The 14,031-nt window shown below is 61.4% G+C and carries 11 protein-coding genes; 9 read left to right on the top strand and 2 right to left on the bottom strand.

Annotated features, from left to right (window positions below; all coding sequences use genetic code 11):
* The first annotated feature begins 42 nt into the window (after window positions 1-42).
* The 8 genes from gspD to AACW30_RS06265 all read left to right on the top strand — a co-directional run bounded on the left by gspD (window position 43) and on the right by AACW30_RS06265 (window position 11,859).
* Entirely contained in the window at window positions 43-2,166 is a 2,124-nt protein-coding gene (gene gspD / locus AACW30_RS06300) for a type II secretion system secretin GspD (RefSeq protein ID WP_200624516.1), read from the top strand.
* A gap of 977 nt (window positions 2,167-3,143) precedes the next feature.
* On the top strand, window positions 3,144-5,537 hold the full coding sequence (locus tag AACW30_RS06295) for a TonB-dependent receptor plug domain-containing protein (protein ID WP_200624515.1): 2,394 nt from the start codon (window positions 3,144-3,146) through the stop codon (window positions 5,535-5,537).
* 25 nt (window positions 5,538-5,562) lie between these two features.
* On the top strand, window positions 5,563-6,534 hold the full coding sequence (locus tag AACW30_RS06290) for an amino acid ABC transporter permease (RefSeq protein ID WP_200624514.1): 972 nt from the start codon (window positions 5,563-5,565) through the stop codon (window positions 6,532-6,534).
* Window positions 6,527-7,300, top strand: a complete 774-nt coding sequence (locus tag AACW30_RS06285; protein ID WP_106578951.1) for an amino acid ABC transporter ATP-binding protein — start codon at window positions 6,527-6,529, stop codon at window positions 7,298-7,300. The genes AACW30_RS06290 and AACW30_RS06285 overlap by 8 nt, the downstream gene beginning before the upstream one ends.
* 17 nt (window positions 7,301-7,317) lie before the next feature.
* Window positions 7,318-8,241, top strand: coding sequence for an ABC transporter substrate-binding protein (locus AACW30_RS06280; RefSeq protein WP_169367199.1), 924 nt, complete (start codon window positions 7,318-7,320; stop codon window positions 8,239-8,241).
* 11 nt (window positions 8,242-8,252) lie between these two features.
* Entirely contained in the window at window positions 8,253-9,836 is a 1,584-nt protein-coding gene (locus tag AACW30_RS06275; RefSeq protein WP_200624513.1) for a flavin monoamine oxidase family protein, read from the top strand.
* A gap of 11 nt (window positions 9,837-9,847) precedes the next feature.
* Window positions 9,848-10,282, top strand: coding sequence for a RidA family protein (locus tag AACW30_RS06270; RefSeq protein ID WP_200624512.1), 435 nt, complete (start codon window positions 9,848-9,850; stop codon window positions 10,280-10,282).
* A gap of 218 nt (window positions 10,283-10,500) precedes the next feature.
* Window positions 10,501-11,859, top strand: coding sequence for an LLM class flavin-dependent oxidoreductase (locus tag AACW30_RS06265; protein ID WP_200624511.1), 1,359 nt, complete (start codon window positions 10,501-10,503; stop codon window positions 11,857-11,859).
* 4 nt (window positions 11,860-11,863) lie between these two features.
* On the opposite strand, the gene AACW30_RS06260 is transcribed toward AACW30_RS06265, so the two are convergent.
* Together AACW30_RS06260 and AACW30_RS06255 are read right to left on the bottom strand one after the other, a co-directional pair.
* Window positions 11,864-12,433 (bottom strand): hypothetical protein, encoded by a 570-nt coding sequence (locus tag AACW30_RS06260; RefSeq protein ID WP_325167564.1) that lies wholly within the window; start codon window positions 12,431-12,433, stop codon window positions 11,864-11,866.
* Window positions 12,430-13,344, bottom strand: a complete 915-nt coding sequence (locus tag AACW30_RS06255; RefSeq protein WP_200624510.1) for an NAD synthetase — start codon at window positions 13,342-13,344, stop codon at window positions 12,430-12,432. The genes AACW30_RS06260 and AACW30_RS06255 overlap by 4 nt, the downstream gene beginning before the upstream one ends.
* 185 nt (window positions 13,345-13,529) lie before the next feature.
* Between AACW30_RS06255 and AACW30_RS06250 the strand changes: the two genes are divergently transcribed.
* Window positions 13,530-14,018 (top strand): Hcp family type VI secretion system effector, encoded by a 489-nt coding sequence (locus AACW30_RS06250; RefSeq protein ID WP_200624509.1) that lies wholly within the window; start codon window positions 13,530-13,532, stop codon window positions 14,016-14,018.
* The last annotated feature ends 13 nt before the right edge of the window (window positions 14,019-14,031 follow it).

Below are 14,031 nucleotides of genomic sequence, written 5' to 3'. Positions count from 1 at the left end.
GCCCCCAATTACTCTTCCCCGCGAGCCCCTCCCTTGATCGACATGCGCACTTCAACATTTTGCCTGGCCACCGCCCTCGCACTGGGCGGCTGTGGCGCCTTCCCCGACCGCCCCGACCCGGACGACGAGCTGCTGCACGAAGCCATGCAGGGCACCGGTTCGCAACGACCGCCGACTGAGGCGCCTGCACCGCAAAGCCCGCCGCTTGCAACCCGGTCAGCGCCACAGCGCCAGGTGATCCGTGGCAACCAGCAATTCGTGCGCCCGCCCAGCGCAACGCCGAGCGCGAAGGAGCAGGGCGGCGACATCGTGTTCAATTTCGCCGACCAGCCCATCGAGGCAGTGATCAACAGCGTGATGGGCGACCTGCTGCACGAAAACTACAGCATCGCCCAGGGCGTGAAGGGCAACGTCAGCTTCTCCACCTCCAAGCCGGTGGACAAGCAGCAGGCGTTGTCGATTCTGGAAACCCTGCTGTCCTGGACCGACAACGCGATGATCCGCCAGGGCCAGCGCTATGTGATCCTGCCCGCCGACCAGGCCGTGGCCGGCAAGCTGGTGCCGCAAATGCACGTGGCGGCGCCGTCCAGCGGCCTCTCTGCGCGGTTGTTCCCACTGCGGTATATCTCCGCCACCGAGATGCAGAAACTGCTCAAGCCGTTTGCGCGCGAGAACGCGTTTTTGCTGGTGGACCCGGCGCGCAATATCCTCAGCCTGGCCGGCACCCCGGAGGAGCTGGCCAACTATCAGGAGACCATCGACACCTTTGATGTGGACTGGCTCAAGGGCATGTCGGTGGGCGTGTTCGGCCTGCAACGCGCGTCAGTCGCCGAGTTGATGCCCGAGCTGCAAGCCATGTTCGGCCCGGACAGTGGCATGCCGTTGGCGGGCATGCTGCGGTTTTTGCCGATTGAGCGCACCAATTCGGTGGTGGCGATTTCTTCACAGCCGCAGTACCTCAGCGAGGTGGGTGACTGGATCCGCACCATCGATGAGGGCGGCGGTAACGAGCCGCAGATGTATGTCTACGATGTGCGCAATATGAAGGCGTCGGACCTGGCCAAGTACCTGCGCCAGATCTATGGCAATGACGCGATCAAGGACGACGCGCCGGCGAAGGTTGCGCCGGGCTTGCGCACGGCTACGTTGTCGTCGCTCAACAGCAATGCCGGCGGGTTGCAAGATGCGCCGCCGCCCGCTGACGAGCCTGAGCAGGCACCGGACGTTGCTGCGCCTGCGCCGGATAAAAGTCTTGAAGCCGGTACTCGGATTACGGCGCAGAAGAGCAGTAATCAGCTGCTGGTGCGCACGCGTCCGGCGCAGTGGAAGGAGATCGAAGCGGCGATCAAACGCCTTGATAATCCGCCGCTTCAGGTGCAGATCGAGACGCGCATTCTTGAGGTCAAGTTGACCGGGGAGCTGGACCTTGGGGTGCAGTGGTATCTGGGACGCCTGGCGGGGAACTCGGGGAGTAAGACGGTGGCAAATGCCTCGGGTAGCCAGGGGGCGCTAGGGGGCGGCGGCGCAGGCCTGGGAGCGTCGGATTCGTTGTTTTACTCGTTTGTCAGCGCCAATTTGCAGGTGGCGTTGCATGCATTGGAGACCAATGGGCGCACTCAGGTGCTGTCGGCGCCGTCGTTGGTGGTGATGAATAACCAGCCGGCGCAGATTCAGGTGGGGGATAACATTCCTATCAGTCAGACCACGGTGAATACCGGCAACGCCGATTCCACTTTGAGCAGCGTCGAATACGTGCAGACCGGGGTGATTCTGGATGTGGTGCCGCGTATTAATCCGGGCGGGTTGGTGTACATGGATATTCAGCAGCAGGTCAGTGATGCCCAGACTCAGAGTGGTACCAGTGATACGCCGGTGAATCCGCGGATATCGACGCGGTCGGTGTCGACGCAGGTGGCGGTGCAAAGTGGGCAGACGGTGTTGCTGGGCGGGTTGATCAAGCAGGACAACGCGCAGAGTGTCAGTGCTGTGCCGTATTTGGGCAAGATTCCTGGGTTGCGGTGGTTGTTTGGTAACACCAGCAAGTCCAAGGATCGCACGGAGTTGATTGTGTTGATTACGCCTCGGGTGATTACCAGCAGCAGCCAGGCGCGGCAGGTGACGGATGATTATCGCCAGCAGATGCAGTTGCTGCGGCCGGCGAGATGAAGTGAGGGAGGCGGTAGAGAATGTGGGAGCAGGGTCGCCTGCGATGGTGGTAGCTCGTGTACATATCCGTTGCTGTGGTAACGGCTGCTATTGGTTCCGCTCTTACAGCGGGTCACTTTTGGAGGGACCCAAAAGTAACCAAAAGGTCCTCGCCCCACCACTCGGCACCTCGCCTGGGCTCGGTGTGCCCTCACGCAGGCTTTGGAGCGTGGGCCGCCGCGATGGGCCATCCATGGCCCAACACGGCTAAACCGGCGTCCTGCCGGTTTACCCACGCTCCAAAACCTGCGTTCGGCCAGCGTGGTTTAACGGGGCGCCTAAGATCAAAAGCAGATCAAGATCAAAAGCAGAGCACGGCGGCTTGGTAGCCGACCTGAGTGGTAGAAGCAAAAGCACAGCAACCCATCTTTGTCTGATGCACAGAGATCCAAGTGTGGGAGCTGGCTTGCCTGCGATGGCATCAACCGGGTATGGCTGATACACCGGGTTGTCTGCATCGCAGGCAAGCCAGCTCCCACATTTGATCGAGGGCAGCCTCCCGCATCAGGTCGGCTGTCAGCCTGCCGTGCTGTAGATTTTGATCTTGGGCGCTCCGTTAAACCACGCTGGCAACCCGCGCCTGATCTCTATAAGACATTACCAATACGAATAAAATTATTGATAAATAATGAAAGTAGAGAATATTAGCTTATACCCAAATAGCATTATATTTTTGAAATCCATTCCGTTATGTTTGATCGCAACAGCCTACCCCTGACCTCGGATGGTACCCAGCGTGATTCAGATTCTGCGCGCCATAACCGGGTAAAGACCCTGCGGCAGAATCGTTGGAACGGAGTTCAACGTATGTTGCCCATTCAAACCCCTCGCTCGCCCCACACCTAGTTTCCAATCGCCGAAACACCCTCGAAAAATCCGAGCACCGCGCACGACCGCGCGAGCGCCCGACTTCGCGATCTGGAAAGTCTGGAGTGGCCATGAAGCACGTTTTACACCCCACCGCTGCATTGGCGCTGGCCTTACTGACACACACGGCCCAGGCCCAGGACGACAGCACCCTGTCCACCGTGGTGGTCACCGGCAACCGTGGCGCCGAGCAGCGCACCGTCACTAGCAGCCCGGTGCCAATCGATGTCGTCAGCGCCAAGCAACTGCAAAGCACCGGCAAGCCCGGTTTGATGGAAGCCCTGAGCGCGGTGATCCCGTCGCTGACCCTGCCGGAAAAAACCGGTTGGGACGCCAGCGGCATTGCCCGCGCTCCGAACCTGCGCGGCCTGAGTGCCGCCGAAGTGCTGGTGCTGGTCAACGGCAAACGCCGTCACACCAGCGCCACCTTGAACATCAACGGCATCAACACCGGCGCCGCACCGGCCGACCTCGACCTGATCCCGATCAGCGCCATCGACCACGTTGAAGTGCTGCGCGACGGCGCTGCCGCCCAATACGGCTCGGACGCCATCGCCGGGGTGATCAACGTGATCCTCAAGGCCGACACCAGCGGCACCGCTGTGACCAACATCGGCCAGGGCTACGACGGCAAAAAACAGACCGTGCAGCAAAGCCTCAACAAGGGTTTCGAAATCGGCGACGGCGGCATCGTGCAGTTGGCCCTGGATGCACGCAGCCAGAATGACGACAACAAGGCCAGCGCCAACGGTTACACCTACGAGCAAGCCTATGGCCTGGCGGGCACGTCCACTTATGGCGGCTACGGCACGCCCAAGACCAACCTGCTGACCCTGGGCTACAACGCCGAGCTGCCGATTGATGACAGTTTGAGCCTGTATTCCTTCACCACTTACTCGCGACGCAAGGCCGAGCAAGGCCAGAACTTCCGCTTGCCGACCATCACCAACACCATCACCACCGGGCCCAATGGTTACCCGGCCGGCTACACGCCGACCTGGTACATCGACGAGGATGATTTCCAGGCCGCGTTCGGCGCCAAGGGCACGGTCGGCGCGTGGGACTGGGATTTGTCCACCACCTACGGGCGCAACGAAGCGGAGCAGGGCACCACCCACAACCAGAACCCGTCGCTGGGCGAGTACACGCCCAACAGCTTCACCTCCGGCACCTGGATTTCCACCGAGCTGACCACCAACCTCGACTTCAAGCGCGGCTTCGACATTGGCCTGCAAAAGCCGCTGGACCTGTCTTATGGCTTTGAGCATCGGCGCGACACCTATGAGGTGCAGGCCGGTGACTACGCCTCATATGCCAATGGCGGTTACTGCGTGGCGCCGGGCAATTGCGCGTCTTCCGGGGCGCAGGTCACCAACGGCATTTCACCGGCTGAAGAAAGCAGTGCCTCGCGCAACAGCCTCGCCAGCTATGTGGATGTTGGGTTCAACCCGCTGCCGGACTGGTACGTGGGCACCGCGTTTCGCTATGAGCATTACAACGAAGGCGTCGGCGCGACCCGCAGCGGCAAGCTGACCACGCGCTACGATTTCACCCCGCAGTTTGCCGTGCGCGCTACGGTCAGCAATGGTTTTCGCGCGCCGTCCCTGGCCAACAGCCTGTTCAGCGCGCGCTCCACGACCTATGGCGTGGTCGACGGCGTGTATCAATCGATCAACTACGGCGTGTTGCCCGTGGGGTCGGCGGCGGCCAAGGCCTTGGGCGCCGAGGGCTTGAAACCCGAGCGCTCGACCAACTTCAGCCTCGGTTTCACCCTCACGCCCACCGACCGCTTGAACTTCACCGCCGACGCCTACGTGATCAACCTGCGTGACCGCATCACCCTGACCGGCACCTTGCTGGGCCCGGAAGTCACCCAGGTCTTGCAGAACAACGGCATCAACTCCACCTCCGGCGGCCAATACTTCATCAACGGCGCCGACACCCGCACCAAAGGTGTGGACCTGGTCAGCAACTACAACCAGGACATCGGCCCGTACGGCTCGCTGAAGTGGACGGCGGCGTTCAACTGGAACCAGACCAAGATCCTCAACTACAAGGCGTCCACCGACATCCTTGGCACCTCCTATGACCTGATGGACCGCCAGGCCCGCGGCCTGATCACCGATGTGCAGCCCAAGACCAAGCTGATCCTGGGCGGTGACTGGAGCATCGACCGCTTCAACCTCAACCTGGCCCTGACCCGTTACGGCTCGTACAAAGAGGTCAACGTCTCCGCCGACCGCAGCCTCGACCGGGTCTACAGCGCCAAGTGGATCACCGACCTCGACCTTGGCTACAACCTCACCAAAGACCTGAACGTCGCCGTCGGCGCCAAGAACCTGTTCGACCAATACCCCAAAAAACAAGGCGTGCCGAGCAGCACCATGCTCGCCAGCTACGGCACGTATTCGCCCTACGGTTTTACCGGCGGGTACTACTACACCCGGCTGACTTACGCCTTCTAAGGCCGCAACTCGCGAGGAATAGACCATGCCCATTGTCGCCAAAACCTATGACCTGATCGATGAGGTCACCGACTACCCGGTTGGCCAGGCGCGTGTCGCAACGCCGATCAAAGCCTTGCACGTAGTACCGGCCCGACACCCGTGGCGTTGGGCCGGGTCGATTTTCGCCGCGCTGGTGCTGCTCGCCATCGTGCATTCGCTGGCCACCAACCCGCGTTGGGAGTGGGGCGTATTCGGCCAGTGGTTCTTCTCGCCGTCGGTGCTGCGTGGCCTGGGCCAGACGCTGTTGCTGACATTGCTCAGCACCGTGTTCAGCATCATCCTCGGCACTGCCTTGGCCCTGGCGCGGCTGTCGGGCTCGCCGCTGCTGGCGGCGTTGGCCTGGGGCTATATCTGGTTCTTCCGCTCGATGCCGGCGCTGCTGGTGCTGATCATCCTCTACAACTTTGCCTACCTGTATGACCACATCGTGCTCGGCGTGCCGTTCACCGGCGTGGTGTTCGCCGAATGGTCGACGGTGGATGTGCTCAGTCAATTCACCGTGGCGGTGTTGGGCCTGAGCCTGATGCAAGCGGCCTACGCGGCAGAGATCATTCGCGGCGGCCTGATCGGTGTGGATGCCGGCCAGCATGAAGCGGCGGCGGCCTTGGGCTTGCCGGCCTCGCGCCGTATCTTGCGCATCATTCTGCCCCAGGCCTTGCGCTCGATTCTGCCCTCGGGTTTCAACGAAGTCATCGGCCTCGTCAAGGGCACCTCCATCGTCTACGTGCTGGCCTTGCCGGAGCTGTTCTACACCGTGCAGGTCATCTACAACCGCACCCAGGCGGTGATCCCGCTGCTGATTGTGGCCACCGTGTGGTACCTGATCATCACCACCGTGCTGACCAGCGCCCAGTACTACGTCGAGCGCCACTTCGCGCGTGGCACCGCACGCGTGTTGCCGCCGACGCCGCTGCAACGCATCCGCCGCTGGCTCAAGGAGAAAACCCATGAGTGACGCACGCGCCGGGCGCATCCAGATCCAGGGCGTGGGCAAGCGCTTTGGCAACCAGCAGGTGCTCAAAGACATTGACCTGACCATTGACCCGGGCAAGGTCACGGTGATTCTCGGGCCGTCCGGCTCGGGCAAATCCACCTTGCTGCGCACCATCAACCACCTGGAGAAGATCGACAGCGGGCACATCACCATCGACGGTGAATACGTCGGTTACCGCCGCAAGGGTGACCTGCTCTACGAATTGAAAGAACGCGAGATTCTCAAACGCCGCATCGACGTGGGCTTCGTGTTCCAGAACTTCAACCTGTTCCCGCACCTCACCGCCTGGGAAAACATCGCCGAAGCGCCGCTGGCGCACAAGCGCTGGAGCAGGGCCGAGGCGCAGGCCAAGGCGTCCGAACTGCTGGCCAAGGTCGGCCTGGCAGACAAGGTCGATGCCTACCCACGCCAGCTCTCCGGCGGCCAGCAACAGCGCGTGGCCATCGCCCGTGCCCTGGCGCTGGACCCCAAGGTGCTGCTGTTTGACGAACCCACTTCAGCCCTCGACCCGGAACTGGTGGGCGAGGTGCTCGATGTGATCAAGGGCCTGACCCAACTGGGCGTGACCCTGGTGATCGTCACCCACGAGATCGGTTTCGCCCGCGAGGTGGCCGACCACGTGGTGTTTCTGTGCGACGGCCAATTGATCGAAGAGGGCCCGCCCGAACAGATTTTCCGCCAACCCCGACATCCCCGCACCGTGGCCTTTCTCGGCAAGGTGCTTTAGTTCAAGGAGTGACTGCCATGTTCATCCATACCGCTCGCGTGGCCTTGCTGGCGCTAGCCGTCAGCACCGCGCAAACCGCTTTCGCCGTGCAACAGGTCGACCTCAGCCCCGACCGCGTGCGCATTCATGTGCCGCGCAACGAAGCGGCCATCGCGCAGATTCCGCCGGGCTTCAAGTTTGCCCAGCCGGGCAAGTTCACCGTGGCCGTGTCCGGCGTGGCCGGGCCACCGCTGGCCCTGCTGGCCAATGACGACAAGACCACCATCGGCAGCGAGGCCGACACCGCACAGCTGGTCGCCGACAGTCTTGGCCTGCAACTCAATGTGGTGCAGACCAGCTGGGAAGATTGGCCGCTGGGTGTCAGCTCGGGCAAATACGACGCGGTGATCAGCAACGTCACCGTGACCGAAGCACGCAAGAAGCGTTTTGACTTCGCCACGTATCGCCAGGATGTGCTGGGGTTTTACGTCAAGAGCACCAGCAAGATCACCGAGATCAAACAAGCCTCCGACATTGCCGGGCTGAAGATCATCGTCGGCTCCGGCACCAACCAGGAAAAGGTCCTGCTGGCGTGGAATGAGGCGAATGAAAAGGCTGGTATCAAGCCTGCGCTGCTGCAGTACTTCGACGACCAGGCCGCCGCGCAGCTGGCGGTGCAATCGGGGCGCAGCGATGCGCTGTTCGGGCCCAACTCGGTGTACGCCTATTCGGCGGCCATCACCGGCGGCATCAAGCGTGTCGGCACGGTCAATGGTGGCTGGCCGCTGAAAGCGGATATCGCCGTGACCACGCGCAAGGACAACGGCCTGGTCCAGCCGATTCACACGGCACTTGAAGGTGCGATTGCCGGTGGCCAATACGAACAGGTGTTGCAACGTTGGGGCCTGGACATCGAGCGCGTCGACACGTCGCTGATCAACCCACCGGGCCTGCCGGACTAGGAGCATCGATCATGGGACTGACACGACGTGAAGCGCTGTCGAGCATCGCCGCAGTCGGCGGCGAGCCGGCCGTCAAGGATGCACTCGCAGCATTGGGCCTGGGGCCGTCGTCGCACCGGCGCCCACAGCCGCTGAAACTCAAGCCCGGCCTGGGGCAGGGCACCCGCGTGCTGGTGCTGGGCGCTGGCATTGCCGGGCTGGTCACTGCGTTGGAACTGACCCGCGCCGGGTTCAGTGTGCAAGTGCTGGAGGCGCGCGATCGCGTCGGCGGGCGCACCTGGACCCTGCGCCATGGCGACCGCGTGGACTACAAGGACGGCCGCACGCAAACCGTGGCATTCGATCAGGGCCTGTATTTCAACGCCGGCCCGGCCAGGATTCCCAGCCAGCACCGCACGATTCTGGATTACTGCAGCGAGCTGGGCGTACCGCTCGAAGTGCTGGTCAACAGCAGCCATGGCGCCCAGGTGCGCCCGGACCTGCAACAGCCGGCATTCACCGTTGGCCAGGCGATCAACGATACGCGCGGGCACTTGTCCGGCTTGCTGGCCAAGGCCGTGCAGCGCGATGCGCTTGATGATGTGTTGAGCAGCGAAGAGCGCACGCGCTTGCTGGCGTTTTTGCAGGTGTACGGCGACCTGTCGCAAGCGCTGGCCTATGAAGGCAGCCTGCGCGCCGGTCACCTGGAATCGCCTGCGCACCCCGGCGCATTGCCCGCCACGCGAAGCCCGCTGGCACTGGATCGGCTGCTGCATCCCGAGCTGTGGGGCGCGTTATTGCACACGGAGTTCCCTGAGTTTTCGGCGACCATGTTCCAACCGGTGGGCGGCATGGACCGCATCACCGATGCCTTTTACCAGCGCGTCAGCGAACACGTGCAATTGGGCGCGCAGGTCAGGCAGATCCGCCAGCTGGAACACGGCGTGGCAGTGACTTATCACGACCAGCACAGTGGCCGCGAACAGGTGGTGCGCGCCGACTATCTGGTCTCGACGTTGCCGCTGCCGCTGCTGGCCAAACTCGATACTGATTTCAGCGACCCGATCAAGGCCGCGTTGCTCAGCACCCGCAGCGATCAGGCCACCAAAGTGGCGTGGCAATCGCCGCGCTTCTGGGAAACCGACTACCGCACCTACGGCGGCCTGTCCTGGATCGAACACCCGGCGCGCCTGCTCTGGTACCCGAGCAACGACCTCAACACCCGCGAAGGGTTGCTGGTGGCCGGTTACGTGACCGGGGAGGGCGCCGACGTGTTTGGTGCGCAGCCGTTCGATCAGCAGTACGCCACCTCCAGGGAGGCCGTGGAGCTGTTGCATCCGGGTTACTCAAAATACCTGCGCAACCCGCTGGCCGTGTCCTGGGAACAGATCCCCTACAGCGAAGGCCCGTGGCTGCAACGCGAACACTTCCCCGCCGACGCCAGCGCCTTGCTCGAACAGGCCCATGGTCGCGTGTATTTCGCCGGGGACGGTCTGGTGCAAAGCGGCGTGGGCATCTGGCAGGAATCGGCGGCCAACTCGGCGCGCCATGTGGTTGCGCAACTGGCGGACCGCGTGACGCAACAAACACAGCGTGCGGCATTGGCCGCGTCTTAAGGAGCATCCTCATGAGCGACAGCATCCAACGTACCAGCGTCGGTGATTTTCCGATCTCGCAAACCGTGACTGTGCCGGCGTCTGCCAGCCTGATTTTCGTCAGCGGCACCTTGCCGGATCTTGCCGACGCCCAGGCCCCTGCGGGCACGCCAGCCGCGTACGGCAGCACCGAAGTGCAGACGGTGTCGGTGTTCAACAAACTGCGCAAGATCCTTCAGCAACAAGACCTGGACCTGGGCGATATCGTGCAGTTGCGGGTTTTTCTGGTCGGTGCTGAAGAAACCGGTGGCAAGCTCGACTTTGCCGGGTTGCAGCGTGGTTATACGCAGTTCTTTGGCACGACCGAACAGCCGAACAAGCCGGCGCGCACCGCGTTGCAAGTGGTGGCGTTGCCGCTGCCGGGGGCACTGGTGGAAGTTGAAGCCATTGCCGCCCGTACGACCTGATTTTTGGGGTCTGCGGGGGTGTCGTGGCGAGCGGGGTTGCGCGCGTGCGTGGCGGCCCACTACAGGCACCGAGTTCATCCAGAAAGAACTGGGGCGTGAGGTGTTGGGGCCGCTTCGCAGCCCAACGCGGGGCAAGCCCGCTCGCCACAACAAGCCTGCTCGCCACAACAAGCGCGCTCGCCACAGTGATTCATATTTATCCACGGAGGAGCATCAAAATGTCCACATCCCCCCGGCAACTCAAGTTCGGCGCCATTCTCACGGGCGTCGGCACGGCGCAAAACGAATGGCTGCACCCGCAAATCCCCGGCGATGCCAGTGTCGACATCGACTGGTATCGCGCCCAGGCGCAGCAGGCCGAAGCGGCGAAGTTCGATCTGGTGTTCATCGTCGACAGCCCCTACATCACCGCGGATTCGGCGCCGCACTTTCTCAACCGCCTGGAGCCGCTGACCCTGCTTTCGGCGGTGGCCGGCGCCACCTCGAAAATCGGCTTGGTCGCCACACTGACCACGTCCTACACCGAACCTTTCAACGTGGCGCGGCAGTTCGCCTCCCTGGACTTGATCAGTGGCGGCCGCGCCGGCTGGAACGTGGTGACCACCGGCCTGGAAGGCGCTGCCGGTAACTTTGGCCGCGAGCAGCATATCGACCACACCGAGCGCTATCGCCGTGCGGCTGAGCACTTGGAAGTGGTGCAAGGGCTGTGGGATTCCTACGAGGACGACGCCTTCGTGCGCGACAAAACCAGCAAGGTGTTCCTCGACCCCCAACGTCAGCATCGCCTGGACCACCACGGTGAGTTTTTCTCAGTCACCGGGCCGCTGAATATTGCTCGTTCGGCCCAAGGCCAACCGGTGATCTTCCAGGCCGGGATCTCCGAGTCCGGGCGCAGCCTGGCGGCGAACTACGCCGATGGGGTTTTCGCCGGCGTGGGCAATTTTGAAGACGCCCAGGCCTACTACCGCGACATCAAACAACGCACTGCCGCCGCCGGGCGCAACCCCGACTACGTGACCATCCTGCCCGGTATCTCGCCGATCATTGCCGACACCGACGAACAGGCCCAGGCCATCGACCGTGAGCGCAACGGCGAGCTGGACTTGTACAAGGCGCTGGTGCAACTGGGTCGGCCGTTCAACTACCACGACTTCACGCAGTACGCACTGGATGAGCCGTTCCCTGACCTGGGTGACCTGGGCAGCAATGGCTATCGCGGGCATGCCGAGAACATCAAGCAAGTCGCCCGCGATCAAGGGCTGACCTTGCGCCAGGCGGCGCTGCGCTTCGCCAAGCCGTTCTCCAGTTTTGTCGGTTCACCCAAAACCGTGGCGGACGAGATCGAACGCTGGTTTGTCGAAGAGGCGGTGGACGGTTTTAATATCCACGTGGGCGCGCCGGACGACTTTGCGCGCTTCACCGATCAAGTGTTGCCGTTGTTGCGTGATCGCGGGTTGTTTCGCACTGAGTACAGCCACAGCACCTTGCGCGGGCACTTGGGCTTGCCGGTGCCGGTAAATCGGCACACCGCGGCGCGCGCCGGGCCTGCGCCTGAGGTGTTGCAGGCAGTCGGATAGGGGATTACCACCATTTCCAGCGACCCTGTTGTTTCAGGGTCGCGATGATGGCTTCGCGTTTATGGCGGAGTTCTACCATCTTGTGACGGAGTTCGCGGCAGCGGTGGCTGTTGAGGATCAGTAGGCCGATCAAGGGGCAGAGGAGGGCTGTGGAGTAGAGGTAAATATTGGGGGCGTAGATGATTGAGGCCAGTGAGACCATAAAACAGATGCTGTATACGCCGACATGAATCCAGATCCAATGAATGTGACCGTACAACACTCGAGCTTTGGCGATACCAAACACTACAGTGATTGCCAGCCAGGAAAAAAACCAATTTCGCAACGTTGTATCGTCCGGTGCACCGGAAAGATAGGTGACCAATACCAGCAAACCGGTCAGTGCAATTGAGAATCCGCCGGCAAGCATCCATCCAGCAATGACGGGTGTGTAGCGTTTGCGCAGTAAACGAGGGTCTTCTAAGTAGAAAACTGAACAATAGAAGTTTTCTGCGCTCATGTTTTTCCAGTCAAGAGCGGGTTGATTGCTGTAACCCATTTTTTCCAGGGCTTTTTGAGCTCGCTGCTTTTTCACGGTCTGACTTCCTCGTAGATACCAATAGCGAGGGTCTTGACGTTCCCTGACATTGCGCTGCTGGTTATCCCCAGTATTCCCGCGCATGCATCCCTTATGTGAGTGGCTGTGGCACGTTGCATGTGTGTCGCACTGATGCGCTTAGAAGCGGTGCCAGCAGCTTGTTTCAACTTGAGTAGTTTCGTCGTCAATCGCGGGTCGTTGATTCTGAGCAATTCATCGTTGAGTTTTACCCGCTCTTGTCGCGTAAGCCCTTTGAGTATTTGTCTGAGGGGTTTACCCGTTACCCTGATACTCACATTAATGGCTTTGACTGTCGTCAGGGCTGATATTCCAATTCCAAGTAAAGCGACGCCATCCAGCACAGAGGTAGCGGCCTCATACCAAACCTCGTTGTCGAGACGATCAAGAATTTGCGGAGCAATCAACTCAGCGCCGGTTCTACCAACGCCGATAAAACATTGGGCAAGACTGGCTGCCAAGGCAGCCTGGCCAATAAACGTAATAGCCGTACTCGCTCCCGCTGAAAACGGTATTAACGCAATTCCACTCGAAACTACCATCCAGCTCAACAACGCACCCGTACAAGTGACTGCCGTATTCAGCGCCTGCGCCACCAACCTCGACTCCCGAGGTTCATGCTCCAACATCCGCTTGAACTCCGCAGGCCCGACATAGCGAGGCGCCTCGCGCAACACCAGCTTCTTCGGCACCACGCTGCATACCGCCTGAAACTCACGCAGTATCACCACGTTGAACGCCTCATCGATGTACACCACGCCCGCGCCAATCAGTCCCGGGTCGGTATCAATGGCAAAAAACAGCCGACGCAAATCAATACTGCTTTCAATCCGCTGACGCGTGGTGCGGTGAGCCGAGGGGAAACCGTCTTTCAACAGGGACGCAGTCATCCTGAACGCCTGGTTTTTGTGGGAGTCGAGAGCGTAAAGACCAGCAGGCACCTATGAATGTCGGAAGGTTCGCCAATTCAAGTGGGGTGCGTCTCTATCCCGCTTTGGCGTCTTGCGTGCAGCGTGGTGGCTAAGAAAAAGTGCGCCCACGTCACTACCAACGCACACCAAGGCAGGGAGCAAACATGGCCGTCGATATGTTTTTGAAGCTGGGCGACATCAAGGGTGAGTCAAGGGATCAAGCCCATCGCGACGAGATCGATATCACCCACTGGGCGTGGGGAATGTCGCAGTCAGGTTCGATGCACAGCGGTACGGGCGGCGGTGCGGGCAAGGTCACTATTGCCAACTTGAACCTGACAAAGCCGCTGGATAAATCCAGCCCTAACCTGATGATGGCCTGCGCCAGCGGCAAGCATTATCCGGAGGCGGAACTGGTGGTGCGCAAGGCGGGAGGCGCGAGCCCGGTGGCGTATCTGGTGATCACCCTGAAGGAGGTCATGGTGGTGTCCTACAGCACGAGTGCTGAAAACGGCGCCGATGTACTGCACGACAGTTTCGCCTTGAATTTCGCCACCGTCGACGTCAGTTACCAACCGCAGAAAGCCGATGGCGGCAAGGACGGTGGGCCGGTGAAGTTTGGCTGGAACATCCGGCAGAACGTGAAAGCCTGAGCCCCAGCCAGCC

This window comes from Pseudomonas sp. MF6747, assembly GCF_963890955.1.
Lineage (GTDB): Bacteria > Pseudomonadota > Gammaproteobacteria > Pseudomonadales > Pseudomonadaceae > Aquipseudomonas.
This window is presented reverse-complemented; position numbering and strand designations above follow the sequence as displayed.

Excerpts from the sequence above, each read along its gene's own strand:
- gspD (WP_200624516.1), top strand. The coding sequence starts at position 43 with ATGCGCACTTCAACATTTTGCCTGGCCACCGCCCTCGCACTGGGCGGC.
- AACW30_RS06295 (WP_200624515.1), top strand. The coding sequence starts at position 3,144 with ATGAAGCACGTTTTACACCCCACCGCTGCATTGGCGCTGGCCTTACTG.
- AACW30_RS06290 (WP_200624514.1), top strand. The coding sequence starts at position 5,563 with ATGCCCATTGTCGCCAAAACCTATGACCTGATCGATGAGGTCACCGAC.
- AACW30_RS06285 (WP_106578951.1), top strand. The coding sequence starts at position 6,527 with ATGAGTGACGCACGCGCCGGGCGCATCCAGATCCAGGGCGTGGGCAAG.
- AACW30_RS06280 (WP_169367199.1), top strand. The coding sequence starts at position 7,318 with ATGTTCATCCATACCGCTCGCGTGGCCTTGCTGGCGCTAGCCGTCAGC.
- AACW30_RS06275 (WP_200624513.1), top strand. The coding sequence starts at position 8,253 with ATGGGACTGACACGACGTGAAGCGCTGTCGAGCATCGCCGCAGTCGGC.
- AACW30_RS06270 (WP_200624512.1), top strand. The coding sequence starts at position 9,848 with ATGAGCGACAGCATCCAACGTACCAGCGTCGGTGATTTTCCGATCTCG.
- AACW30_RS06265 (WP_200624511.1), top strand. The coding sequence starts at position 10,501 with ATGTCCACATCCCCCCGGCAACTCAAGTTCGGCGCCATTCTCACGGGC.
- AACW30_RS06255 (WP_200624510.1), bottom strand. The coding sequence starts at position 13,344 with ATGACTGCGTCCCTGTTGAAAGACGGTTTCCCCTCGGCTCACCGCACC.
- AACW30_RS06250 (WP_200624509.1), top strand. The coding sequence starts at position 13,530 with ATGGCCGTCGATATGTTTTTGAAGCTGGGCGACATCAAGGGTGAGTCA.